Source organism: Cytobacillus sp. BC1816 (genome assembly GCF_051353635.1).
Taxonomy (GTDB): Bacteria; Bacillota; Bacilli; order Bacillales; family Cytobacillaceae; genus Cytobacillus; species Cytobacillus oceanisediminis_C.
Map to the genome: position 1 here is coordinate 2,148,800 of NZ_CP195611.1, position 24,078 is coordinate 2,172,877.

Consider the following 24,078-nt stretch of genomic DNA (forward strand, 5'->3'; position numbering starts at 1 on the left):
TAGAAGAAGCTGGTCATGGAGCCAGCTTCTTTTTATCTGCTGTTCTTCTTCACTATACTCTCTGCAACCATCCCTCTTACATCCTCCGCCACTTTATTAAAAGCCTGATTTACCCGATCCATCAAAATATCCTGGGAAGTGCTGGTTTGATTTTCAATTTCTTTATTAATATCCTTTTTCATTCTGATCACCTCTGTGAAAAATATTTTTTGTATAAGCAAATAAAATATTCTGCAAAGGAACTAAAAAGAAGATGAACGAAAGCTTGGGCTTCTAGTATGATTGTAGAAAGATATTAAATATCGGGGATATATCGCCAATAGTCTGGGTAGGACAAAATATATTGGTAATAAAAATTTACAATTGCTGCATTCATTGTATACACTAAGAATGATTATCAATTAAGTTATTAAAAAAAGACGATTTGGAATATAAATAACGATTACCGGAAAGAGAGGGACTAAGATGTGGCCATTTTCATCCAGCAAACAGAACAAAAATGTTGTCGATGCAGCGAGTTATATTTCCATTAAAGAAACGACGGAAGAAGCAGAAATCGAAAAGATGGTAACCAAGCTGGAACAGATTTTTTACAGCACATCCAGGGAAATCGTTATTTTGTGCATTGGTTCTGACCGCTCAACAGGAGACTCTCTTGGGCCATTGGCAGGAAAGATCCTCAAGGAAAAAAATATTCCATATCCAGTATATGGGACTTTACAGGAGCCTGTTCACGCATTGAATATCAAAAAGGTGCTTAAAGAAATCAAAGAAACCTATGATGATCCATTTATATTTGGCATAGATGCCTGCCTAGGAGACGAGCGGCAAATCGGTTATATTTTAATAAGGGAAGGGTCGTTTATTCCTGGAAATGCAGTGAATCGGGCTCTTCCGAGTGTGGGTGATTTTCATTTGAAGGCGATTGTCAATACGCTGGATCCATTATCACCTGTACATTCCTTAAACAGCACGAGATTATACATGGTTTTAAAACTGGCTGAAATCATTGCGGAAATCATTTCACGTGTAGCGGCAAATGACAATACTTCCAGAGGAGTAATTGAAAAAATGAATGTTCCTTAAACATGAATTGGGTAAATCAGCCAAAAAATTGCTGTACCCCGATAGGTAAGTTATAATGAGCGTAAACTAAAGAGAAAGAGGGAAAGGGATGGGGAATAACTGGACGGAAGATAATCTGATCTCGATACGCGAGAGGGTTTATCTGCATATTAAGGATCTTATTTTGGATGGAGAATTTAAAGCGGGAGACCGTCTGGTGGAACGAGAACTTGCTGAGAGATTAAACATCAGCAGGACACCAATTCGGGAAGCGCTGTTCCGCCTGGAATCCCAGGGGTTTGTTAAGACAGTCCCAAGAAAAGGCGTAATTGTAGCGGATATCTCCGAAAAAGAAATTATCGAAGTGTTTACCATTTTATCATCACTTGAAGTACTGGCAGCAAAATTGGCTGTTCAAAAACTGGATAATGAAATGGAAAGCAAGTTCACAGCCAGCATAAAAAAGGTCGAGGAATACCTAAACAATCCTGAAGAGGATGCTTCTGAATTACATAGAGAGCTCAATCATCTTCTATACAGCTCTGCAAAAAATGTGAAGCTTTATGAGATGCTGAGCGGATTATCCGATTACATTCGCGCATTTGCCAAAATCGGGCATAAAAATCCGGGCAGGGCAAAGAAGTCAATGGAGGAACATTTAAAAATCATGGAAGCCATCGTCAATAAAGAAATGGAAATGGCTGAATATCTGACCAAAATACATATTGAAAACTCAAAAAAAGCATATATTGAAGCGGTGCAGCAGAGTGAAAAGAAAAATTAAGAAAGAGCAGAAGCCCTTTCTTAATTTTTTTACACTCCAATCACAATTGGCGAAGTTAAATTTTTTAAAACCTTTGCCACACTCATGGCGACGATTGGACTGGATTTTGGATTTTCTTCATAAGGAATATTCGATACGGATATCTCCACCTCGCCAAAAAAACCCTTTGCCTTGATGGTATGTGTGTTCGATTGGATAGTTGGATCAGCATAGACTTTTACTTTTGTTTCTTCAAAGCCGATTCCTGCAAGGCTGAGGGCCGCTGATACATTCACGCTTTGCGGAAACAGCTTGGATGACTCCCGTGCATTCCCTTCATAAATACAAAATGGTTCTGTCAGCGTATGTAAATCCACTTTTTCTTCCGCTATCGTACCTTTCCAGCTGCGGGGATGCTTCCTTGTAATTAAAGTGATATTTTCAATTTTTCCCATTGCACCTGCAGCAATCCGATCCAGGCCTGCGATAGCTGCAGACGGGATATAGATCTGCCGGTTATGCTGCTTAGCCGCAATCTGAAGTTTATCATAAAAATCGGGGTCTCCCAATGCTCCAACGGAAAGCACTACAAGATGGCTTCCATTTGCCAGCACTTGCTCCCCGAACATTTGTAAAGCCTGATGACCCGCTGCCTCTATGATAATATCTAAATCCCCATTAAAAAATCCTGCTTCATCTGATGTTAGAGCAAATGTCTGTTTGTCAGCATGCTGTGCCCCCTTTTTTCTTCTAACCAGCACAGACTTTAACTCCACGTCGCCAGCATAGCCGGCTTCAATTAATTCCGCAATGGTTTTCCCCAGCGTTCCATAACCGATAATTCCAGCTTTAAGCATATTTATCACTCCTTCTTGGGATCACCCCTAAAAATAGGAATATATAATTTGGTATACGATATACTTTGTGCAATTTTATTCTAGATTTTACCTTAAATCCATAAAGAGAGCAATATATTTTATAGAAAATATTAAAACATCTAAATTTTCAAAATTATTTGCACAATATTTATTTTTAGTGTTATTATAGTATACAAGTTTAAAATAGTGAAAAAGGGAGGTGGTCAACCAGAGGAAGAAAGGCTGATCTTTAGAACTGTATTTCTGTAGGATCATAAGTAAATAGTATTGGATGATTCGGCTGGCGAACACGCATAACACGAACACATCGAAGAGTATCGCTTTTTTGTTTTTTGTTTAGTTTGGTATACAATCCACCAAATGCAGTATGCTTTTTGGAAAATGTTTCAAAACCTCCTGAATAAGCCAAGTGTCGAGGTATTACATAGTCAGCTTTAGATAAACAGATCATGCCTCCTGCAATCTGTCTTTTGCAATCTATTTATAAAGAGATTTTTTTTATAACGAAAAACGGAGGGGAATATATGGAGTTAACATTTGCTCATTGGGTCTATGCAATTGTTACTGTGTCTGTAATTGCAACGATGCTTTTCAGAAGAGGCGTTGTCTTGCCGGTTATCGTTGGAACTTTCTTTGTGGCAGTCATCTATAAAGGAAGTCTTATCGCTGGCTTTCAGGCGGTATTTAACGCTAATCTCCTCGCAGCAAAAGAGTTGTTCAGTATATTCTTAATCATTTCCCTAATGATCGCACTTCTTAATTCATTGAAAGACCTGGGAGCTGATAAAAGGCTTATCGGCCCGATTGAGAAGGTAATGATCAATGGGCATGTTTCCTATTTAGTATTAATGGTTACTACCTATGTAATTTCACTCTTTTTCTGGCCAACACCTGCTGTCCCGCTTATCTGTGCATTGCTGGTCCCGGCAGCAGTCAGGGCTGGTCTGCCTGTGATGACGGCTGCCATGGTCATTGTCATTGCGGGCCAGGGAATGGCGCTTTCTTCTGATTATATCATGCAGGTAGCACCGATGCTAAGCGCCAAAGCAGCTGGAATTGATAAGGCACTGGTTGCTGATAAGACATTAGTTCTTTCTGTCATTACAGGAGTAAGTGCATTAGCCTATATTTATTTGGCGCATAGAAAATCAATTGTCAAAAAAGGCCACCATGACTCCTCGTTAAACCCTGAAAATTCAGCATTTTTTGGTGTAGCCAATGAACTTGCGGCCACAGCTGAAGAAAGTGCTGAAACCATCCAGAGAAAAAATACATGGGGTAAGGTCTTTGCCGTATTAGTGCCTTTATCCATGCTGGCTGTTATGCTGTATATGTTCTCAACAAAGTTAACAGGCGGATCCGGATTTGAAGGGACAGATGGCGCTGCCTTTATCGGCGGTGTAGCGACACTTCTATTAGTGCTTGCCACCGTGGCTTTTAATCGCATCCATGCTTTGGATAAAATAAGCGAGCATTTAACGGAAGGGTTTGTTTTCGCCTTTAGAGCGATGGCCCCGGTTATTCCCATAGCAGGTTTCTTCTTTATGGGAAGCTCAGACTTCACCGGCACGATACTTTCTCTAGATGAAAGCGCTGCCAAGCCTGCATTTCTGTTTGATATGATACAGGCAGGCCAGGCATATATTCCGGAAAATGCCTTTATTGCCGGTTTTGGTCTTTTAATAGTCGGTCTGATCACTGGCTTGGATGGTTCAGGCTTTTCTGGGCTGCCGTTAACAGGTGCCTTATCGGGTGCTTTGGCAAATGGAAGCCATATCGATCCTTCCACATTGGCAGCGATCGGGCAGATGGGTGCCATCTGGGGAGGAGGAACAATTGTGGCCTGGTCTTCCCTTGTGGCAGTAGCAGGATTCCTTCAGCTTTCACCGCTGGAACTGGCCAGGAAAAACTTTCTCCCTGTTGTCGCCAGCCTTTTTATCGCCACATTAATTGCTATTTTAATCTGGTAAAACAGTAATCTTGAAAAATAAAAGGCTATCCTGCAAAGTTAGAATAAACTAACTTAGAGGATAGTCTTTTTTTTCAGAGAGAATAGGAGGCACATGATGAAAATAGGTTTAGCTGGGATTGGAAAATTGGGGACTGCCATGATGACTCACTGGCATAAATCAAACCTTCCAATCGGCATCTATCATCCCGACAGATCAAAGGCAGAACAATTTGCTGAAAGGTTCCCTAACGGACGCCCTTTAACCGATGACGAACTTAAACAAATGGATATCATTCTGCTCGCTTTGCCGGCCGGAAAAGTGATTTCATTTATGGAAAGCATTTTTCCTGTGGAGTCTTCTGTTGCTTTCATCAACATGGCGACTGCACTTCCAACGAAAAGTATTTTAGAGAGAATCCCTTCCTGTAAGGTATACGGATTGAAGTATATGGGGCATTCGAGAGATTTAATGGAGAATGGAAAAGGGCTGTTTATTTCAGAGGACAAATTGCCAGGTCCGATAGTGGACCTTATCAAGCCATTGGGGGAAATTGTAAAGGACAGTGAAGAAAGATTAGTAGAAGTAAACAAACTGGCTACATTCTTTGCCTTAAAGACAGCCGTGGAAATCGAGAAAGATTTCATCAGCAAAGACTATCCGCCAGCTTATATTAAGAGAGCTCTCTCCTCCCTGGCACCTGAAGTCATCCGCTCTTACAGTGAAGGCACCTTGGGGCATTTTGCACAGGAGATTGTGAAAGAACTAAAGGAATCCACCAAAAAAGCTGCTGATTAGAACTATTTGATCAGCAGCTTTTTTTATTAGAGTAATTTTTCCAGTAAAAACAAATAAAACATCACACAAGCAACATAAACTGCCGCGAATGGCATATTCCAGTTGGAGACTTTATAGGAATCGACTTTGATAATGTTGGACATGAGGCCAAGAGTGGCATTATATGGGCCCACTAAGAAGGCGGAAACAGCCCCAGACAGCATCGCAACGGTCAGAATGTGCGGTGAAATTCCGATGGCTGCCGGGTTAACGCCTTCAATCATCAATGCAAGTGACACGGCTGGATGAAGGCCCAGAAAGGCCAGCCCTAAAGGGATCAAAGGCAAGATAATCAGGAAAATTTCGACCCCTGCCACATTTATAAAAGCTGCAATCCATTCATAAAGCACTTCATTTGCATTCGACAAGTTCATGGCTGATATAAAAAAGCCTGTTGATAAAAAAATGAAAAATTGATCCTTCATGCTTAAGGCGAAGGAATTGAAATGGTCAGCAAGCTGTTCTCCAAATTCTTTCCCTTTTTTTAATATAAGGGACCAGCTGAATGCAAATGGAATAACGATTAGAGAAACAAGAATTAAGAAAGGCAAAGATAACTGCGTCTCAGCAAGAGATACAAGAACATTAAAAATTGCGATGGCTATCAGGATTTGAAAAACTCTGCCAGCACGAGCGGGATAACCTGCTTCCAGGGCTGCTGCTGTTTCATGCACAGATACTTCGCCTGGCTGTGGGAGTTTCATAGGCTGGGACTGACGGGAACCAATAAACCAATCCATTGCTAAACCCAATATGCTCAGCGGAATGACATAGGGGAGGATGGATACCCAGCTGACTCCCGTCATTGTAATCACTATTCCCACAATCGGCGTTACAGGCGCCCAAATTAAAGGCATTGCAAATCCCCTGGAAATCGCTCTGCTCATAAATCGTTCCTTGTTCCGTACCGGAAAGCTCCCGAGTGCCGGCCTAATTGAATAATACGTCATGGGAAGAGTGGCAAGATTCATAAAAATGCTAAAAAAGTAAGAGATCCCTGAAGTCATCATATATAAATGACCAGATGTTTTTATCCGTTTTTGGATGATAGCCTGGATGCCTTCCCCGTATCGCCCAAGTTTAATCGGAATCCCGAGGATCGGTATTAACGTAAACATGGTAAGCAGATCAAGCATTGGACCAAAGGCAAGAATATATTGCTGCCAGTCTGAGCCGCTTGTCCAAAGCAGCACAGAACCAAAAGCCAGGAATACACCCCCGAGGATCTGTACGAATTTCTTCGCAAGCCTGAATGTTAAAACCACGATGATAAAACACAGGATAGAGAGGAGGGGATCGATATTCCAATGCGGAAGCAAAGTGGACAGCAAATACAAACCAATCACGGTCAAAAATAAAACTCTCAGCATATCAGACACCCTCGCGATCTTTAATAAAGTAAATAGTAAATGAAATTGTATACCATAATCACGCATTTTCTTTATTTATTCAAAAATCAGCCACATTTCTATCGTTATTTTGGTATTTGGTATACAATTTTGTTGTAAATCTCAAAAATTCATAATATAATAATGATAACAGGTTAGAGAAAAAAGGAGGACACCCCGATGTTCCATTTTCTATTTGGATCCAAATATGCAATTGAGAAAACAGAAAGAAAATTAGCCCGTTTGAGAAGAACTTTAAAATTCTAGTAAAACCGCCTTTCTTTGGCGGTTTTTTCTATAGAATAAGAAAGTTAGAATTTTGAACCCAGAAAACTGTCAGCGCAAGCAGCCTCCCCCTGGCAAGCCCTTCCGTTTTCTTATGAACAGCAAACCCGGAAGAAGAGCGGCTTCTTCCGGGTTTCGTAATAACATTTATACTGCTACTTCATCAGATTTTATCAGTTTGGAATGAATGGAGTCTTCACTATTGCCGGATGCTTTTACTATTTCATCCAGTTCTTCTCTGGCTGCTTCGAGCGTTTCAAACCGCTCAAAGAATTTTACACCTATATGATTTACATACTCTTTTCCTTCATACTTTTCATAAAGCTGGATTTTCATATTCTCATCCAAAACTTCCGCGATTGTATACTTAGCCTTCAGCTTATCGAAAAAATAAAAATGATATGTCTCAACAGGCTTTAAACCTTCGTTTTCTAGAATGGTCTGGAAAGTATCTTTGTTTGTTAATACAATATATTTACCCAATTAAAACACTCCTTTAGTTTTATTTGAACTTAGTTACAAATGCAGAATTGCTCATATGTAGCTCGAGAGCATACCTCCTTTAGTTTGGAATATTGTATACCATTTCTGTTAAGTTTATTTTATACTAAGATTTTGAAATATTCAATAATATATTCTAAATTTTTTAATAATTCAGCGAAAAGGATACCTTTTGATCATTAAAGAGGAAACAGGCAGGAGCCAATCTGCAGATTAATGACCAAAAAAATTAAGCTTAATTAAAATGGCATTTAATGTAGTCGTATAACGACGAAAATAATTGGACCCAAAGAAAAATGGTTGCCAATCTCGCTGAATAACGACGAAATTAATCGCACCCATTGGAAATGGTAGTTAATCCAGTTAAAGACATCTACCACACAGAAAAATAAAAAACGAGTTTGCTAATCTTCCCGAAAGGTTGTATACTTTGAAAAAAAGTATCAAAATTTTTAGAATAAACTGAAAGGGGTAATATTATGCCGAAGGTTACGCTTCATGTAGATGGGGAGATTGTGGAAAAGCAGGTAAAGGATAATGCTAATTTGGTTGTCCTGGCAGGGATCCGCCAGTTTCCGGAATTAAAATATGGTTGCGGCATGGGAAGATGTACAAAATGTACGTGCATAGTATTAAATGGGGGAGATGATCTCGCACCGCCAAATTGGAAGGAAGAAAAAATGCTTGGCGACAGAGTGAAAGAAGGGTACCGGTTAACCTGTCAAATGACAATCCAAAACGATATTGAAATATCCCAGGAAAACATCTCTGTAAAGCCTCCCAAGAAGACAACTGCAGCCATTACTAAATAGTTTTTTATTTTTTTATTAATGGTATACAAAATACCTAAGATAAGCGAGGTATCAAGAAAATGAATTGTTATAATCTTACTAAAATGACATGGAAGGAAGTCGAGAAATCACTGGAAACAGTAGAGTTTGCCATTATTCCTGTTGGAGCACATGAACAGCATGGCCCACATATGGCAGAAAGCTGTGATGCGGTGCTAGCGGAGAGAATGGCTAATAAACTGGGGAAGAGAATGTTCCCATATACTATTGTGACACCGTCTGTTAATATGGGAGTTTCCGAGCATCATATCCATTTTCCCGGAACAATTACACTTCAGCCATCTACTTTGATTGCCGTACTTACAGACATGGTTTCCTCACTGAAACAGCATGGCATCAAGAAGTTTTTATTTTTGAATTCACATGGCGGAAACCAATCTACCCTGAGTCTGGCCGCCATGACTATCACAAAGGAATTGGAAGTAGAAGTCTACTATGCAAAAACCACTTCATCTGCAAAGGAATCTATCGGGAAATATGTAAAATCTCCTTTATTTGGCCACAGCTGCGAACGTGAAGTGTCTGAAGCCCTGTATCTTGCTCCTGAATTGGTAAGAGTGGACCTCTTGGAAAAAGGAGATATCAAGGAAGGCGGAAAATGGGAAAGACTCCGGCCGGGGAAAGCTGTACAGGGATTTTATTTCTATGAAGAAATGACTGAAAACGGATGTATAGGTGATGGCCGGCAAGGGAGCAGGGAAATCGGAGAGCAAATCGTTGAAGAAGCCCTGGATAATCTGGCTGAAGAACTTTCCGAGCTGCTTGATCTGAAAGAAGAGCTGCTTTATTAAATTCTTACAATCTATCACTAAAGAAAAAATAATCTTTAAAAAATTCTTAAAATTATGTTTACAATTCAAAAAGAATAGGTTATGATTTCATTAAGGTATACCAAAGACCAAAAAACAAGATTAAATATGGTTGTAAATTAACAACCTATTATTTTTTTAAAAGTTTTGGTATACAAAATATCAAGTGCCAATAGGTTACATAAATTTCGAGGAGGAGTTTACACATGCCAGAATTATTATCGAAAGATGAATTTCGCAAAGAACTAGAGGAAGCCATTAAAGGAAACCATAGCCAGAAAGCTCCATTCACTGTAGCTTGGGCTGAAGGAAAACTGGAAAGAAAGCATTTTGCCAGATGGGCAGAAAACCATTACCACTATGTTGGACCTTTTGCTGACTACTTAGCGTACATCTATCACAACACTCCAACCGATCCGAAATTTGAAGCAGCAAAAGATTTCACACTTCAAAATATGTATGAAGAAGAAATTGCGGCCGACCGTCATACAGACTTACTGATTCGCTTTGCTGAAGCATGTGGAACAACCCGCGAACGAGTGATTGATCCAGAAAACATGGCTCCAACAACTTTAGGCCTGCAAAGCTGGTGCTATGCAGTGGCAGCCCGTGAAAACTTCGTTGTAGCAACGGCTGCTCTAGTTGTCGGCCTCGAGTCCCAGGTTCCGGACATTTATCGAAAGCAGACTCCAGCTCTCCGTGCACAATACGGATTCACAGATGAAGAAATCGAATTCTTCGATCTGCACATTGTATCTGACGAAATCCATGGAGAACGCGGCTACAAGATTGTTTTGGACCATGCTGATACTCCTGAATTACAGCAGCGCTGCCTTGAAGTAGTCCGCACAGGTGCGAAAATGCGCCGCATGTACATGGATGGCCTATGGAGAGAATATCTTGAACAAGATCTTGGATCTTTAGTAGAAGCAAAATAATAGGTATTATCCAGGCCGTCACACTAAATCTTGTCCATCGAGGTCTATGTGGCGGCCATTTCTATACTAGGAGAAGTTGGTGCAGGAAAGGGAGAAACTAACAGAGAGTAAGGTGATAAGTTTGATTACGACAAAGGTAGAAACATTCAATAACTATATTAATGGTGAGTGGCAGGAATCTGCGAGCCAAAAGAAGTTTTATAGTGTGAACCCTGCAAATACGGAAGATGTCGTCGGCGTTTTTCAGGCATCCAATGAAACCGATGTAAAAGAGGCAATTGAAGCCGCCAGTAAAGCATACCCTGGCTGGGCAAAGACAGCTCCATCCAAGCGTGCAGCCATTTTGAACAAAGCAGCAGCAATACTCGAAGTAAATGCGGCCACATATGCTGAAGAACTGACAAGGGAAGAAGGAAAGCATGTCAATGATGCGAAAAATGAAGTGCTGCGCTCTGCACAAACACTTCGCTATTATGCGGTCGAGGGACAAAGCTTCACAGGTGAAACCTTCCCGAATGATGATCCAAATATGAGAGTTTCGACGGAAAGAGAACCGCTTGGAGTGGTAAGTGTGATCACGCCATGGAACTTTCCCATCTCCATTGCTGCGAGAAAAATTGCTCCGGCATTAATTACTGGAAACACAGTGGTTTTCAAACCTTCTTCAGATACCCCTCTGATTGCCGTTCGGCTTGTTGAAGCGCTGCACGAGGCCGGTATACCAAAAGGTGTTTTAAACTTTGTTACTGGGAAGGCATCTGATGTAGGTGATTTATTAGTCACGCATCCTGCTGTCAAGGCTGTCACCTTCACTGGCTCAACAGCTGCAGGAGAGGACATCCACAGCAAATGCTCTTTCACTACCAGAACTCAAATGGAACTTGGCGGAAAAAATCCGCTTTTAGTTATGGAAGATGCTGACATTGATCTTGCGGCCACATTAACAGTTAATGGCGGGTTTTCTTTGACCGGGCAGGCATGTACAGGAACAAGCAGAGTGATTGTGATGAAGGAAGTAAAAGAAGCATTTGTGGAGAAATTAATTGAAAAAACAAGCGCACTTAGAATTGGCAGCGGTTTTGAAGAAGGAGTTAAGATCGGTCCGCTGGCAAATGAAAAGCAGCTGAAAAATGTCCTAAAGTATATTGAGTTTGGGAAAGAAGACGGTGCGAATCTAGTATTTGGCGGTAAGCGTCTCACATCAGGTGAATATGAAAAAGGATATTTTGTGCAGCCTGCCATTTTTACTAATGTTAAACCAGATCACCGGATTGCCAAGGAAGAAATCTTTGGCCCTGTCATTGCCGTGATCGAGGCAGATACATATGAAGAAGCCATTGCGATTGCCAATGACGTGGACTATGGGCTGTCTGCTTCCATTGTGACAAATAATTTAAAAACAGCCAGCCAATTTACTAAAGACATTCAGGCAGGCACGGTAAAAGTGAACCGGACTACAACCGGCAACTTAATCAATGCACCGTTTGGCGGATTAAAGCAGTCCAGCACGGCTACGTTCCGGGAGTCAGGAAGAGTCGGCCTGGAATTTTTCACTCAAGTAAAAACCGTTTATATTGGTTATTAAATCAGAAGGAGAATGAAGATGAAAACTGCTATAAAGCTTGAATTGGAAGAAGCAAAATTGATGATTGAAGCAGCAAAAGAAAAATCAGCGGAAATCAATGTGTTTGAAACCATTGCAATTGTCGATGACGGCGGAAGTGTGATTGCACTCGAACGCATGAATGGAGCAAGAATCACCGGGCCTGAAATTGCGATTGCAAAGGCTTACACTGCTGCCGGCCATAAACGCTCCACCCATCTATTCAATAAAGAACCGAACGGGCCTGCCCTTCCAGGCAATGAGGCATTTGGCATCCAGCATATGCTAAATGGCAAATTTGCTGTGTTTGTGGGAGGGTTCCCAATTGTGGTTAATGGTGAAGTCGTTGGCGGAATCGGCATCAGCGGAGGAAATGGCGAGCAGGATACGGCTGTTGGGACGGCTGCATTAAAAGCCCTTCAATCTTATTTGGAAAAAGACGGCTATGAAGTCGTAACCGAAGCAGATATTAAAAAATAATAGAAAGGGACCTCATTCGTTGTTAATAGATAGCGGAATGAGGTCCTTCTTCAGTCAAAAACACCTAAATAAGGGGAGGATCGCATGAAGCCTTATCTTGAATTGACGATTGGATTTGCACGCACCGGTGTGACAGGGTATGGAGGAGGTCCTTCGACAATACCGCTGATAGAATTTGAAGCAGTTAAGAAATATAAATGGATGACGGAGGAGGAATTCGGGGAGATTCTGGCATTAGCCAATACGCTGCCAGGACCGATTGCAACGAAAATGGCTGCCTATATCGGCTACAAAGTAAAAGGCAGCATGGGTGCCGCTGTAGCCATCCTTACACATATCCTACCTTCCATTATTGCCATGCTAGCTTTGCTTGGCGTTTTATACTCTTTCCGCCAGTCCCCAATTGTAAGCGGAATGGTGCAGGGAGTGACACCTGTCATCGGTTTTATGCTGGCAGAGATGGCCTACCGTTTTTATCAGAAAGGAAGCCAGGGCTTAGGGCTTCCGAAAAACCTTATGCTGGCTGGTGTATCACTGGTATTTGTTCAGTTTATGGAATGGCATCCCGGTATTTTAATTGCGATAGTCTTAAGCACAGCATTTTATATTGCCCATCGGAAGGAGCAGGCGAATAAAAAGGCAATTGAAGAGTACTTGCCAGTAAGGGAGAAAAGTTCATGATATATTGGGAGATCTTTTGGGCATTTTTTGTAGCGAATCTACTAGGATACGGAGGGGGTCCCGCAACGATTCCCCTCATTCAAATTGAAGTAGTGAACAACAATGGCTGGATGAAGCTATCTGAATTTGGGGATGTTCTCGCCATTGCCAATGCGCTGCCGGGTCCCATAGCAACGAAAATGGCCGGATTCATCGGCTATGAATTAGGCGGGGTTTTAGGGGCGGCAGTTGCTTTAGCAGCTACCATCCTGCCATCAGCGCTGGCAGTCATCGTCCTGTTTAAGTTTGTTAATTTATTCAAAGATTCCCCTAAAGTGAAGCTAATGACCAAATCCGTGCAGCCTATCATTGCTGTCCTCCTGGCTGTCATGGCCTACCAGTTCTTTTTGACAGCCTTTGAAAACAGCGGAATGCTGCATCTTATACTTCTTGCAGCAGTTAGCTATTTAACATTAATCAAATTCAAGGTTCATCCTTCGCTTGTTATATTTGGAGCTTTATTTTATGGAGGGATCTTTTTATCTTAATAAAAATAGGCGGTGATAAAATGGATAGAACATGGGAGGAAAATAACTTAATATCCATACGCGAACATGCGTATTTGTATCTGAAAAAACTCATTTTAGAAGGAGAATACCAGGCTGGAGACAGACTGGTAGAAAGGGAGCTCGCAGCCAGGCTCAACATTAGCCGCACTCCGATTCGGGAGGCTCTGTTCAGGCTGGAATCTCAAGGTTTCGTGAAAACAGTTCCCAGAAAAGGGGTCGTCATCTCCAATATCTCAGAGGATGAAGTATTGGAGGTATTTACGATTCTCTCTTCTCTGGAAGTGCTGGCTGTAAAACTGGCAGCACAAAGAATGGATACAGGCACACAAAAAGAACTGGATCTCAAAATTAAGGAACTAATGGAGCTAAGTGAACAGGATGAAGAAAACTTCAATTTCGAACATATTCAAATGAACAGGCTGATTAATAAAGCATCCAAAAGTCCAAAACTATATGAAATCCTATCAGGCTTGATCGATTTTATTCATATGGCGGCCAATATGGGATATGAAACACCAGGACGAAGGAAGGTCTCATTAAAAGAACATATCGATATAATGAAGGCACTGCGCGATAAAGATGCCGAAATAGCTGAATACCTGATGAGGATTCATATTGAAAATTCGAAGAAAGCTTACATGGCGTATATGAACAGCATTAAAAAAAGGGACCTGCTAAAATTTCAACAGCAAAATGTTTATGAATGACTGTAAAAGAAAATAATGAAAGTTCCTTCGGACAGGAGAGGAAGAAATCAGTCCGAACTGGCCTTAGAGGGAGAAGAAACCAGTGGGAATATGTGCCAAGAATATCGACTATAGAATGCACAAGGGTCACAGGGCAAGGCACTGCTGCAGTTACGGGATTCTAAGATAAAATATTTAAAAGTTTAGTATTGTCTGAATATTATTTATATGGTATATTGTATACCAAGAACCAAGAAACGAACTCACAGGGAGGAATTCAATCATGCCAAACATCCATTTTGTCAACAGCAACAAAACTCTGGAAGTGCCTGAGGATTCTAATATATTAAGAATGTCGCTCCGCTATGATGGAGATCTGCCAAATCGCTGCGGCGGTGGAATTTGCGGCACTTGTGTTTTTAAAACCGAAGAAGGAGCAGAATACCTGGACAACGTAAAAATCCAGGAAAGAAGGAAGCTGGGAGAAGATTGGCTGGAGAAAGGGTATCGTTTAGGCTGCCAGACATTTGTTACAGACGGGGATATCACCATTTCATGGGACGATGAAGTTACGGATCAGGTAAAAAAGAGAAAGCCGGATAAATTAAAGCAAACCGTTACAACAGGAAAATGAGATTACGAATACTGCATTCTGTAATGGATGAAACCAACAGCATTTGCCCATTACAGAATGTAATAGTATATAGAATCCCAATAAAATAGAAGAAGGTGACATTATGTGGGTTTGCAGCACACATTTAAAAGAAGCCATGCAAATATTAAAAACTCCTCATATTCGAAAAGCTCCATATGAAATCAAATGCTCACTTTGTGAAAATCATGCTTTCGCCAAAGTCTATTATACTCACCGCTCATTTAAATTCACTAAACAACTATATTCTTCATTAAAACAAAGTGTTTCCCAGGAGGCATAGCGATGAAAGGGATAAAAAAGGGGATTGAAGAAAGACTGGAAGAGCTGAATATCCAGCTCCCAGTATTGGCTGATATCCGAATGCCTTTCGAACCGGGTGTTATCTCAGGCAATACAGTCTTTTTATCCGGACAAACACCCAGGGTAAATGGTGCACAAAAATATGCAGGTATTGTCGGGGAAGATATCTCTATCGAGGAAGCAAAGGATGCAGCAAGAATTTGTACGCTGAATTTGCTGGCAGCCCTTAAAGAGATCATTGGAGATTTAAATAAAGTAAAAAGAATCATCAAAATGGATGGATACGTTGCCTCAACAAGCAGCTTTAAAAATCATCCTATAGTCATTAACGCTGCATCAGATTTGCTTCATGACATTTTCGGCAAGGAAAATGGACATGCCCGCAAAGCTGTGGGGCTTGCCTCCCTTCCAGGCGGAGCCCCTGTAGAAATTGAAATGATCGTTGAAATAGAATAACTTTCAAACAAGGGCTGCTCAGGTATTGAGCAGTTTTTCTATTTATGCTCCATAAATAAAATGCCGTATGCTTTCAAAAAGAATAAAGGAGGGTGAAAGCCCAAATAAAATAATGTAAGGGTTTTCATGTTATCCAACTTTAAATCTGCTATATTTAAATAAATATATTAGATAACCTGAGAATAGGTGATTCATATGGAGAGCTTTCTTTCTTCTTTAAGAAAATTCAATACACTGCGGAACCAGATTTTAGCAGTGTTTTTAAGCGTCATGCTTTTTGTCCTGGCATTTGTTTCACTCGTTGTTTACGACCAATTAGGCGGCTTTTTCAGGCAAAATGCAGAACGCCAGATTCAGCAAACCGCTGCAGAAGCCAACGGAAGAATGGAAACACTTTATAAACAAATTGATACTCTGACTAATCAGCTCATGACCAATAGTAATGTTCAGCAAATGCTGCTAAAGATGCTTGAAGGGGAAAAAATGGATTATGGAAAATTGGAATCCCTGATAAAAATCATCAATAATACATATGCATACTCAGATGGAATATCTTCAATTGAACTGTATAATACAGAAGGCAAAAGGATTTTTCCATTCGATGGGAAAAATATTTTTAAAGTTGTCGATTCAAAGTGGGTAAAAGCCGCTGACAAGGAAAAGGGTAAGCTTGTTTGGACAGGGAAGGATCATGGGAACAGCAGCTATTCTGCTGCCATACGGAGAGTCAGTCTGATGGATCGCTGGTTCACGAATGGCGGTTATCTTGTCGTCCGTATTTCCAACAGTTATTTTCAGGTTCAGGGCAATAATCAAGAAAACGGACAAAATGATTATATGATGCTTCTCGATCGCGACTTAACGCCCATTACTTATGATTACGGAATTGACATAAAAAGCATTATCCAGCAAGAGGAAAAATCGATTATGATCCATGGTCAGGAATATATGGCTGTTACCGAAAAGTCAGCTCTGACAGGCTGGACTTTTGTCATCCTGAAGCCGATGAGTTTTCTGCTTCAGGGCGTTTCGAAAGTTCGTGCTGTAATAGTTTTAGCTGTTTCCCTTGGTTTCTTTTTATTTGTCATTTCGTCCATAGTGCTCGCTACCATGATCACCAGACCGATTAAGAAACTGACTAATACGATGAAAAATGCCAAAATGGATGAATTAAAACTGAATCCTGAGAGTAATTCCTCACTTGAATTTATTGAATTAAATAACACCTACAATAAAATGGTTGAAAGGACCAACCACTTAATCCAAGTTGTTTATGAAAAAGAATTGCTCCGGTCACGAACTGAACTGAAGGCACTGCAGGCCCAAATTGATCCGCATTTTCTTTACAACACTCTAAATGCACTGTACTGGTCCCTGGAGGAGAAAGAGGAAGAGGAATTGGCTGAGATTGTCATTTCAATGTCTGAACTTTTCCGATATACAATCGGGAATCGAAGCTCCTCTGAATGGGTTACCATACATGATGAACTTGATCATATTGAACGGTATATGGGCCTAATGAAAATGCGGCTTGGCGAAAGACTGTTATGGAAAATTGCTGCACCACCCAAGCTCCTTGGTGTGAAAATACCAAAACTGATTATACAGCCATTAGTTGAAAATGCTATACAGCATGGAATTGAAAATAAGAGAATACAAGGAACTGTCCTTATCCAATTAGATGAATCAGCCGGTGGGGACTCGATCAAAATCACGGTGCAGGATAACGGGCCAGGTATTGATCATAAGGAGCTCCATCAGTTAAACGAGGAGATAAAAAAAGAGAATGTTTCTTCATTTAAAGGGATTGGGATGGCGCTGACAAACGTTAACAAAAGGCTCAGCCTTTATTATGATGCCTATTCCCTTGGCGGTCTTCATCTGGAAAGTGAGTTGGGTTCAGGCACTAAAGTTGTGTTCGTAATACCTGCGGGGGAGGGAATTAAAGGTGAATACAAAGATAATCTTAATAGTGGATGATGAAGAAACCACAAGACAGGGGCTGAAAAAGACACTGGAAGGATGGTCAGCAGGGAGATTTGAGATTCTAAGCGCAGCTGATGGACATGAAGCTTTAGAATTATTCAAGAGAACCAGAGTGAACCTGCTTATTACAGATATATGCATGCCAGAAATGACTGGATTGGCACTGCTGAAAAACATTAGAAACCAAGGATACAAGCCGGCTGTCATGATTGTTTCAGGCTATCCTGATTTTGAATATGCCCAGGAAGCCATCCGGCTCGGTGTTCTCAACTATCTGGTCAAACCACTGCGGAAGGAAAGTCTTATAAAGGCTATTGAAGAGGCCCTTGATACGGAAGAACATATGATCAGGGCAGATTATTTGGAGAAAGTTGCAGATCAGGGCCTGTTAGAGCTGGAAGCAAAAAAAGAGTATGTAAATTCATCTGTCAAACAAGCTATTGCTTATGTGAACAAAAACATTCCGGAACAGATTTCTCTCAAGGAAGTCGCTGATGCAGTGCATTTGAATGCCAGTTATTTTAGTGCGATGTTTAAAGAGCAGACCAGCATTACATTTAGTGAATATTTGACAAGAAAAAGGCTGCAATTGGCGAAAAAGCTGCTCATAACCACGGATTTGCCAATAGATGAAGTGGCCCGGCAGGCCGGTTATCAAACAGCCAAGTACTTTATTAAGCTTTTTAAAGACTCGGAAGGTGTGACCCCCAGCAAATACCGGAAGCTGACCGAACTTGATGAAACTCCAATCTAAAAATAGTGGAATTTTTCCCAATCGCGGTTACCTTACCGCGATTTTTTAGTGGTGTTATCATTAGAATTGTTAGAATAATTAAGAAATAGGGGGTTTAGAAATGCCTAAGAAAGCGCATTCATTTTTACTTATTGCAGTGATGATCCTAGTAGCAGCGCTAGCAGGATGCAGCGGAAATACGGATACGGCCAGTGGTGAAAACGGTTCTAAAAAAACCATTAAATTCATGCATTTATGGCCGGCAGGAAGTTCCAAGCAGCAAAATCAGATTGTTACAGATATTATTGAACAATATGAAGCCGAGCATGAAGATGTGAAAATTGAAGTCGAAGTTCTGGAAAATGAACAGTACAAAAATAAAATCAAGGTTCTTTCATCTTCTAATGAATTGCCGGATGTAGGGTTTACCTGGGCAGCGGGATATATGACTCCATTTGTGAAGGGCAGTCTATTTGCCGAGCTGGATGATGTATTAAATGATGGTTTGAAGGAGTCTTTTGTCAGCGGGACTACGGAAGCCTATGCTCTCGATGGAAAAACCTATGGTCTGCCTCTTGAGCTGAACATTGCACCTATTTACTACAATAAAGAAATTTTTGAGAAATATAATCTTGATGTACCCCAAACTTACAGCGAGTTAGAAAATGCTGTTAAGACATTGACAGACAACGGTGTTGCTCCGATTGCACTTGGAAATAAAGACCGCTGGACAGGATCCTTGTGGTACATGTACCTGGCAGACCGAATTGGCGGGGCTGAAGTTCTTAATAAAGCCATTGACCGCTCCGGTTCGTTCGAAGATCCGGCACTGGTATCGGCTGCTGAAGAAATTCAAAAACTTGTCAAAGAGAACGCATTTAATAAAGGCTATAATGGACTTTCAAATGATGAAGGAAAGGCTGAGTTCCTGAACGGAAATGCGGCAATGTATCTTATGGGAACCTGGGAGCTCCCTAATTTTACGACGAATGAAGAAATCCCGCAGGATTTCAGGGATAGCGTTGGGTTCTTTAAATTCCCGACCGTTGACGGCGGCAAAGGAAATATCGACAGCTGGGTGGGCGGCCCGGGAGTAGGGTTATTCGTTGCTGAGAATTCAAAGGTTAAAGATGAATCAAAAGAATTTGTAAAGTTTTTTGTTGAAAAGTGGGGAGAGCAATCTGTTGAAAAAGCGGGTGTAATTCCTGCCACGAAGGTTGATACCGGTAAAGTGGATCTTCCAGACCTGTATATTGATGTCTTAAACGAGTTAAATAAAGCCAGCAGCTTAACCTTATTTGCTGATGTCCAAATGAGTGCTTCGGTTGCAGAAACACATTTAAACCTTATACAATCACTGTTCGGCAATGAAGTAAAACCATCTGATTATGCCAAACAGCATGAAGAGGCTCTTAAGGCTGAGGAAGGGAATTAACAGCATTCCCGGAAAAGGATATATCTGCTGGCGGGGTATATCCTTTCCAATTCTAACAGGAAGGAGCTGAAATGAAATGAATAAAGTGCTTTCCAATAAAAAAGTCCTTGCACTGTACATCACACCTGCCCTTTTCCTGGTCCTTGCGCTGATCTATATACCGATTGTGCAGACAGGCTACTATGGTTTAATGAAATGGAATGGCATTGGAGAAATGGATTTCATCGGCTTAAAGAATTACAAGGTACTGATGAAAGATGCACTCTTTTGGAGAAGTGCATTGCATTCCTTTTTGCTGGCCCTGTTTTCAGCAATAAGTCTAATCGGTTACTTGTTCATTTCCATTATCCTCGCCGGTAAAATCAAAGGTGCAGATTTATTAAGGAAGATATACCTGATCCCCATGCTGCTGGCATCAGTCGCAATTGCACAGCTTTGGATGAAAATATACCACCCTTCAAATGGCATGCTGAACACAGTGTTAATGGCTAGCGGCATTGAAGATCCGCCTGCATGGCTTGCGGATGCCAATCTCGCACTTTATGCCATCATTATACCAATTATATGGCAATACGCAGGTTTTTACATTCTCATTTATTATGCAGCATTAAAAAATATTCCCGAATCACTTGTTGAAGCAGCAAGAATTGATGGGGCTTCTCCATGGCAGATTGCCCTAAAAATAAAGCTTCCTTTGATAATGAATGTAATTAAAGTAACAATTGTTCTTGCAGTCGTAGGCTCGCTGAAATACTTTGACCTGATTTATGTCATGACCGGAGGCGGTCCGAATGGAGCGAGCGAAGTAATGGCGTCGTATATGTATCAAAAAGCATTTAAAGGTTTTGACTTTGGATATGCAAGTGCCATCGGATTTTTTCTGCTGGTCATTTGTCTTGTTGTTACCTACATCATCCGCAGATTTACAGCTGCTAATGAAGATATCTATTAATGGAAGGGAGGAAAATGTATGGAAACAGTAAAACCTGATGGCACTCCACGCATAGGAAATGGACTGGACACAAAGCTTGTCTCAAAACCGATCATGAACCGTATAGCATATGGCATCATGTATGTGTTCCTGGTTCTGGTCGCCGTGTTTCAGATTTTCCCGATTATCTGGTTATTTCTTTTTTCCTTGAAAAACAACCAGGAAGTCTTCAATATGTCTCCATTCTCATTGCCTGCAAACCCTAAATGGGAAAATTACGCAAAGGTTTGGACGGAAGGAAACATTAGCCTCTATTTTATAAATAGTGTAACGTACACCCTTGCAGCCGTCATTCTGACTGTTGTTTTAGCCAGCATGGTTACTTTTGCCATTACGCGAATGCATTGGAAAGGCAGCAGGCTGGTGCTGGGACTGTTTATGGTAGGTTTAATGATACCGGTCCATTCAACATTGATCCCTTTATTCAGCACTTTTACCAATATCAATCTGATTGATAATCCGTTATCCATTATTCTAACTTACACAGCTTTTAACCTTCCAATCACTATTATGATTTTGCTGGGCTTCTATGAAGCTTTGCCACGGGAGGTTGAGGAAGCAGCAGTCATGGATGGCGCATCCATACATCATATTTTCTTTAAAATAACACTGCCTATGACGATGCCGGTAATGGCAACTGCTGCGATTATTAATATGATCTACAACTGGAATGAATTTGTATTTGTGAATACATTTATCAGTTCGGATAGCTTTAAAACACTCACCGTTGGGATCCAGAATTTCATTGGCCAGTATACTACGGATTGGGGGGCTATCGGTGCCACACTGGTCATCAGCATCCTGCCAATATTAATCGCCTTTCTGATATTAAGCAATCGCATCATTGAGGGGATAGCATCCGGTTCGGTTAAAGGCTAATGATTCAAAGCAGAGGAGGTGACAAACATGCAAAATACGCTGGGCAAGCTATTTACAATATGTGAATGGATTATGAAGCTTGCTTATGTTAACTTGCTCTGGTTTTTATTTACGGTGGCGGGGCTAATCGTATTTGGCTTCATGCCGGCAACCGTATCCCTCTTCACTATCGTCCGCAAATGGCAGATGAAACATACAGAAGTGCCTCTTTGGGATACTTTCCTATCAATCTATAAAAAGGAATTCTTTAAATCTAATTTGCTTGGTTTCATACTTGTCATCTGCGCGGGGTTCATTCTTTTGGATTTACATTTTGTTAATGGCCTAGAAGGGGTTCAGCAGCTGCTATTTTTCGTACCGCTGCTGATTATATCTGCTCTCTATTTCATTACTCTGATGTATCTTTTTCCGGTTTATGTACATTACGATTTAAGAGTAACTGAATATCTAAAAAATTCATGTCTGCTTGGGATCCTGAACCTGCATCTTACCCTAATTTTAGCAGGCTCTGCCGGATCCATCATTATTATGCTGTTGTACAGTCCTGCATTTATTCCCTTCTTTAGCGCTGTTTCCATTACATGGATTCTGATGTGCGGGGGAATGTACAGTTTTAGGAAAATTGAAGCGAGGGAAAAGCACCGGCAGCGAGAACCGTTCAGGCAATCCGGCTTAAGCAGACATATTTAAGAAAATGAAAGGTGTGGTCAAATGGCACTCATACGCAATCCGATTTTAACAGGATTTAATCCTGATCCGAGCATTTGCCGGGTGGGAGAAGATTATTATATTGCTGTTTCCACTTTTGAGTGGTTTCCCGGTGTTGGAATCTATCATTCTAAGGATCTGAAAAATTGGCGTCTGGCTGCAAGGCCATTAAACCGGATAAGCCAGCTTAATATGACAGGAAATCCGGATTCAGGCGGGGTTTGGGCACCTGCTTTATCCTATCATGATGGCCAGTTCTGGCTTATTTATACGGATGTAAAAGTGGTGGATGGCCAGTGGAAGGATTGCCATAATTATCTTTCAGTATGTGAAAACGTTGAAGGGGAATGGTCTGATCCTGTGTATTTAAATAGTTCAGGATTTGACCCTTCTATGTTTCATGATGAGGACGGAAAAAAATATTTGGTCAATATGGTGTGGGATCACCGTGCCGGCCATCACAATTTTTACGGAATTGCTTTGCAGGAATATGATGTACAGAAGCAAAAGCTGACAGGGAAAGCGGAGGTCATTTTCAAGGGGACCGATATCAAACTGACAGAAGCTCCGCATTTGTATAAAATCAATGGTTATTATTATTTGCTGACTGCTGAAGGCGGGACTAAATATGATCATCAGGCCACTATTGCGAGATCAAAGAATATTAGGGGGCCATATGATGTACACCCTGAAAATCCGCTCATTTCATCTTTTGGGTCACCGAGGAACCCACTGCAAAAGGCCGGACACGCCTCAATGGTACAAACCCATACAGATGAATGGTTTCTTGTCCATCTAACAGGACGCCCCTTAACAAGAGAGGGACATCCCTTACTTGACCCGCGCGGTTATTGTCCTCTTGGAAGGGAGACTGCCATACAAAGGCTGGAATGGAAGGATGACTGGCCTTATGTGACTTGCGGGAACGAGCCTTCCGTTGAAATAGAAGGGCCAAAGATTAAGGAAGCAAAGTGGGGAAGAGATTTTCCGGAAAAAGACGATTTTGATAGTGAAACCCTAAACCTGCATTTCCAGAATTTAAGGATTCCGCTTGGGGACCATATTGTATCATTGAAGGAAAACCCAGGCCATCTTCGATTATATGGGAAAGAAAGCTTAACATCCAAATTTACACAGGCCTTCATAGCTAGGAGATGGCAGCATTTTTCCTTTACTGCTGAAACAAAGGTGGCGTTTGAGCCCAAAACCTTCCAGCAATCTGCCGGACTCGTCAATTATTATAATACTGAAAACTGGACGTCATGCCAGGTCAGCTGGAATGAAGATAAAGGACGAATCCTTGAATTGGTGTCATGCGATAATCTTACATTCTCACAGCCGTTAAAAGGGAATGAAATTGAAATTCCGGCAGACGTGAAATATGTTTACCTTCGTGTAAATGTCCATAACCATGAGTATAATTATTCTTATTCATTCGATGGTGAGAACTGGATAGAACTTGCAGTTCCTTTCCAATCCCATAAATTATCGGATGATTACATAAAGGGCGGCGGGTTTTTTACAGGTGCATTCGTCGGCATGCAATGTCAGGACACTTCCGGCCAAAATCAATTTGCCGATTTTGATTACTTTGTTTATAAAGGCGAATCTTAATGATAAAATGGGCTGCTCAGGTATTGAGCAGTTTTTTTCTATATAATAGAGAAAAAGGA

At 41.1% G+C, this 24,078-nt stretch carries 25 protein-coding genes; 21 read left to right on the plus strand and 4 right to left on the minus strand.

The genetic code is table 11. From position 1 onward, the window contains the following. Nucleotides 1–32 precede the first annotated feature (32 nt). The gene (locus tag ACR42H_RS11065) at nucleotides 33–182 is read right to left on the minus strand and encodes a hypothetical protein (RefSeq protein WP_436376145.1); all 150 of its coding nucleotides are present in this window, start codon (nucleotides 180–182) and stop codon (nucleotides 33–35) included. Nucleotides 183–465: 283 nt separating this feature from the next. Here ACR42H_RS11065 and yyaC point away from each other — a divergent pair, with 283 nt between their 5' ends. Then, nucleotides 466–1,086 (plus strand): spore protease YyaC, encoded by a 621-nt coding sequence (gene yyaC, locus ACR42H_RS11070; protein WP_113884004.1) that lies wholly within the window; start codon nucleotides 466–468, stop codon nucleotides 1,084–1,086. 88 nt (nucleotides 1,087–1,174) lie between these two features. Next, nucleotides 1,175–1,849 carry a GntR family transcriptional regulator gene (locus tag ACR42H_RS11075; protein WP_113884003.1) on the plus strand — a complete coding sequence of 225 codons (675 nt, stop codon included), beginning with the start codon at nucleotides 1,175–1,177 and terminating at the stop codon, nucleotides 1,847–1,849. A 29-nt stretch (nucleotides 1,850–1,878) separates the two neighbouring features. On the opposite strand, the gene nadX is transcribed toward ACR42H_RS11075, so the two are convergent. Beyond that, nucleotides 1,879–2,685 carry an aspartate dehydrogenase gene (gene nadX, locus ACR42H_RS11080; RefSeq protein WP_436376146.1) on the minus strand — a complete coding sequence of 269 codons (807 nt, stop codon included), beginning with the start codon at nucleotides 2,683–2,685 and terminating at the stop codon, nucleotides 1,879–1,881. A gap of 545 nt (nucleotides 2,686–3,230) precedes the next feature. Between nadX and ACR42H_RS11085 the strand changes: the two genes are divergently transcribed. Both ACR42H_RS11085 and ACR42H_RS11090 read left to right on the plus strand, forming a co-directional pair. Further along, nucleotides 3,231–4,676: a hypothetical protein gene (locus tag ACR42H_RS11085; protein WP_436376148.1), complete on the plus strand. Its 1,446-nt coding sequence runs from the start codon at nucleotides 3,231–3,233 to the stop codon at nucleotides 4,674–4,676. Between the two features lie 96 nt (nucleotides 4,677–4,772). Next, nucleotides 4,773–5,453, plus strand: coding sequence for an NAD(P)-binding domain-containing protein (locus tag ACR42H_RS11090; RefSeq protein ID WP_436376150.1), 681 nt, complete (start codon nucleotides 4,773–4,775; stop codon nucleotides 5,451–5,453). Between the two features lie 26 nt (nucleotides 5,454–5,479). Here the strand turns inward: ACR42H_RS11090 and ACR42H_RS11095 are convergent, their stop codons facing one another. Further along, nucleotides 5,480–6,862 (minus strand): hypothetical protein, encoded by a 1,383-nt coding sequence (locus ACR42H_RS11095; protein WP_113883999.1) that lies wholly within the window; start codon nucleotides 6,860–6,862, stop codon nucleotides 5,480–5,482. Nucleotides 6,863–7,312: 450 nt separating this feature from the next. Beyond that, nucleotides 7,313–7,648, minus strand: a complete 336-nt coding sequence (locus ACR42H_RS11100) for a hypothetical protein (RefSeq protein ID WP_113883998.1) — start codon at nucleotides 7,646–7,648, stop codon at nucleotides 7,313–7,315. Nucleotides 7,649–8,145: 497 nt separating this feature from the next. Between ACR42H_RS11100 and ACR42H_RS11105 the strand changes: the two genes are divergently transcribed. The 17 genes from ACR42H_RS11105 to ACR42H_RS11185 all read left to right on the plus strand — a co-directional run bounded on the left by ACR42H_RS11105 (nucleotide 8,146) and on the right by ACR42H_RS11185 (nucleotide 24,019). After that, entirely contained in the window at nucleotides 8,146–8,478 is a 333-nt protein-coding gene (locus tag ACR42H_RS11105; RefSeq protein ID WP_113883997.1) for a 2Fe-2S iron-sulfur cluster-binding protein, read from the plus strand. Nucleotides 8,479–8,537: 59 nt separating this feature from the next. Continuing rightward, nucleotides 8,538–9,308, plus strand: a complete 771-nt coding sequence (locus ACR42H_RS11110; RefSeq protein ID WP_436376153.1) for a creatininase family protein — start codon at nucleotides 8,538–8,540, stop codon at nucleotides 9,306–9,308. Between the two features lie 224 nt (nucleotides 9,309–9,532). Further along, on the plus strand, nucleotides 9,533–10,264 hold the full coding sequence (locus ACR42H_RS11115; protein ID WP_053436120.1) for a TenA family transcriptional regulator: 732 nt from the start codon (nucleotides 9,533–9,535) through the stop codon (nucleotides 10,262–10,264). 112 nt (nucleotides 10,265–10,376) lie between these two features. Further along, complete coding sequence (locus tag ACR42H_RS11120) at nucleotides 10,377–11,849, plus strand: aldehyde dehydrogenase family protein (RefSeq protein ID WP_436376898.1); 1,473 nt, start codon at nucleotides 10,377–10,379, stop codon at nucleotides 11,847–11,849. An 18-nt stretch (nucleotides 11,850–11,867) separates the two neighbouring features. Beyond that, complete coding sequence (locus ACR42H_RS11125; protein ID WP_113883995.1) at nucleotides 11,868–12,347, plus strand: GlcG/HbpS family heme-binding protein; 480 nt, start codon at nucleotides 11,868–11,870, stop codon at nucleotides 12,345–12,347. Nucleotides 12,348–12,431: 84 nt separating this feature from the next. Beyond that, on the plus strand, nucleotides 12,432–13,028 hold the full coding sequence (locus tag ACR42H_RS11130; RefSeq protein ID WP_436376155.1) for a chromate transporter: 597 nt from the start codon (nucleotides 12,432–12,434) through the stop codon (nucleotides 13,026–13,028). Next, on the plus strand, nucleotides 13,025–13,555 hold the full coding sequence (locus ACR42H_RS11135; protein ID WP_113883993.1) for a chromate transporter: 531 nt from the start codon (nucleotides 13,025–13,027) through the stop codon (nucleotides 13,553–13,555). Before ACR42H_RS11130 ends, ACR42H_RS11135 begins: the two co-directional genes overlap by 4 nt. 20 nt (nucleotides 13,556–13,575) lie before the next feature. After that, nucleotides 13,576–14,283 (plus strand): GntR family transcriptional regulator, encoded by a 708-nt coding sequence (locus ACR42H_RS11140; RefSeq protein WP_113883992.1) that lies wholly within the window; start codon nucleotides 13,576–13,578, stop codon nucleotides 14,281–14,283. Between the two features lie 262 nt (nucleotides 14,284–14,545). Next, entirely contained in the window at nucleotides 14,546–14,896 is a 351-nt protein-coding gene (locus ACR42H_RS11145; RefSeq protein WP_113883991.1) for a 2Fe-2S iron-sulfur cluster-binding protein, read from the plus strand. A gap of 303 nt (nucleotides 14,897–15,199) precedes the next feature. Then, nucleotides 15,200–15,673 carry a RidA family protein gene (locus tag ACR42H_RS11150; RefSeq protein ID WP_113883990.1) on the plus strand — a complete coding sequence of 158 codons (474 nt, stop codon included), beginning with the start codon at nucleotides 15,200–15,202 and terminating at the stop codon, nucleotides 15,671–15,673. 195 nt (nucleotides 15,674–15,868) lie between these two features. Further along, nucleotides 15,869–17,653 carry a histidine kinase gene (locus tag ACR42H_RS11155; RefSeq protein WP_436376158.1) on the plus strand — a complete coding sequence of 595 codons (1,785 nt, stop codon included), beginning with the start codon at nucleotides 15,869–15,871 and terminating at the stop codon, nucleotides 17,651–17,653. Beyond that, nucleotides 17,622–18,413 (plus strand): response regulator transcription factor, encoded by a 792-nt coding sequence (locus tag ACR42H_RS11160; RefSeq protein ID WP_436376160.1) that lies wholly within the window; start codon nucleotides 17,622–17,624, stop codon nucleotides 18,411–18,413. Before ACR42H_RS11155 ends, ACR42H_RS11160 begins: the two co-directional genes overlap by 32 nt. Nucleotides 18,414–18,513: 100 nt before the next feature. Beyond that, entirely contained in the window at nucleotides 18,514–19,827 is a 1,314-nt protein-coding gene (locus ACR42H_RS11165; protein WP_436376162.1) for an extracellular solute-binding protein, read from the plus strand. Between the two features lie 76 nt (nucleotides 19,828–19,903). Then, nucleotides 19,904–20,779, plus strand: a complete 876-nt coding sequence (locus ACR42H_RS11170) for a carbohydrate ABC transporter permease (protein ID WP_113883986.1) — start codon at nucleotides 19,904–19,906, stop codon at nucleotides 20,777–20,779. A gap of 18 nt (nucleotides 20,780–20,797) precedes the next feature. Then, nucleotides 20,798–21,697, plus strand: a complete 900-nt coding sequence (locus ACR42H_RS11175; RefSeq protein WP_436376165.1) for a carbohydrate ABC transporter permease — start codon at nucleotides 20,798–20,800, stop codon at nucleotides 21,695–21,697. Between the two features lie 27 nt (nucleotides 21,698–21,724). After that, nucleotides 21,725–22,387 carry a YesL family protein gene (locus ACR42H_RS11180; protein WP_436376167.1) on the plus strand — a complete coding sequence of 221 codons (663 nt, stop codon included), beginning with the start codon at nucleotides 21,725–21,727 and terminating at the stop codon, nucleotides 22,385–22,387. A 21-nt stretch (nucleotides 22,388–22,408) separates the two neighbouring features. Next, a complete protein-coding gene (locus ACR42H_RS11185; RefSeq protein WP_436376169.1) occupies nucleotides 22,409–24,019 on the plus strand; it encodes a glycoside hydrolase family 43 protein in 1,611 nt (536 codons plus the stop codon). The last annotated feature ends 59 nt before the right edge of the window (nucleotides 24,020–24,078 follow it).

What these genes read in the sequence shown, in the direction of transcription:
- ACR42H_RS11065 (WP_436376145.1), bottom strand. Translation starts at nt 182, where the DNA reads ATGAAAAAGGATATTAATAAAGAAATTGAAAATCAAACCAGCACTTCC.
- yyaC (WP_113884004.1), top strand. Translation starts at nt 466, where the DNA reads ATGTGGCCATTTTCATCCAGCAAACAGAACAAAAATGTTGTCGATGCA.
- ACR42H_RS11075 (WP_113884003.1), top strand. Translation starts at nt 1,175, where the DNA reads ATGGGGAATAACTGGACGGAAGATAATCTGATCTCGATACGCGAGAGG.
- nadX (WP_436376146.1), bottom strand. Translation starts at nt 2,685, where the DNA reads ATGCTTAAAGCTGGAATTATCGGTTATGGAACGCTGGGGAAAACCATT.
- ACR42H_RS11085 (WP_436376148.1), top strand. Translation starts at nt 3,231, where the DNA reads ATGGAGTTAACATTTGCTCATTGGGTCTATGCAATTGTTACTGTGTCT.
- ACR42H_RS11090 (WP_436376150.1), top strand. Translation starts at nt 4,773, where the DNA reads ATGAAAATAGGTTTAGCTGGGATTGGAAAATTGGGGACTGCCATGATG.
- ACR42H_RS11095 (WP_113883999.1), bottom strand. Translation starts at nt 6,862, where the DNA reads ATGCTGAGAGTTTTATTTTTGACCGTGATTGGTTTGTATTTGCTGTCC.
- ACR42H_RS11105 (WP_113883997.1), top strand. Translation starts at nt 8,146, where the DNA reads ATGCCGAAGGTTACGCTTCATGTAGATGGGGAGATTGTGGAAAAGCAG.
- ACR42H_RS11110 (WP_436376153.1), top strand. Translation starts at nt 8,538, where the DNA reads ATGAATTGTTATAATCTTACTAAAATGACATGGAAGGAAGTCGAGAAA.
- ACR42H_RS11115 (WP_053436120.1), top strand. Translation starts at nt 9,533, where the DNA reads ATGCCAGAATTATTATCGAAAGATGAATTTCGCAAAGAACTAGAGGAA.
- ACR42H_RS11125 (WP_113883995.1), top strand. Translation starts at nt 11,868, where the DNA reads ATGAAAACTGCTATAAAGCTTGAATTGGAAGAAGCAAAATTGATGATT.
- ACR42H_RS11130 (WP_436376155.1), top strand. Translation starts at nt 12,432, where the DNA reads ATGAAGCCTTATCTTGAATTGACGATTGGATTTGCACGCACCGGTGTG.
- ACR42H_RS11135 (WP_113883993.1), top strand. Translation starts at nt 13,025, where the DNA reads ATGATATATTGGGAGATCTTTTGGGCATTTTTTGTAGCGAATCTACTA.
- ACR42H_RS11140 (WP_113883992.1), top strand. Translation starts at nt 13,576, where the DNA reads ATGGATAGAACATGGGAGGAAAATAACTTAATATCCATACGCGAACAT.
- ACR42H_RS11145 (WP_113883991.1), top strand. Translation starts at nt 14,546, where the DNA reads ATGCCAAACATCCATTTTGTCAACAGCAACAAAACTCTGGAAGTGCCT.
- ACR42H_RS11150 (WP_113883990.1), top strand. Translation starts at nt 15,200, where the DNA reads ATGAAAGGGATAAAAAAGGGGATTGAAGAAAGACTGGAAGAGCTGAAT.
- ACR42H_RS11155 (WP_436376158.1), top strand. Translation starts at nt 15,869, where the DNA reads ATGGAGAGCTTTCTTTCTTCTTTAAGAAAATTCAATACACTGCGGAAC.
- ACR42H_RS11165 (WP_436376162.1), top strand. Translation starts at nt 18,514, where the DNA reads ATGCCTAAGAAAGCGCATTCATTTTTACTTATTGCAGTGATGATCCTA.
- ACR42H_RS11170 (WP_113883986.1), top strand. Translation starts at nt 19,904, where the DNA reads ATGAATAAAGTGCTTTCCAATAAAAAAGTCCTTGCACTGTACATCACA.
- ACR42H_RS11175 (WP_436376165.1), top strand. Translation starts at nt 20,798, where the DNA reads ATGGAAACAGTAAAACCTGATGGCACTCCACGCATAGGAAATGGACTG.
- ACR42H_RS11180 (WP_436376167.1), top strand. Translation starts at nt 21,725, where the DNA reads ATGCAAAATACGCTGGGCAAGCTATTTACAATATGTGAATGGATTATG.
- ACR42H_RS11185 (WP_436376169.1), top strand. Translation starts at nt 22,409, where the DNA reads ATGGCACTCATACGCAATCCGATTTTAACAGGATTTAATCCTGATCCG.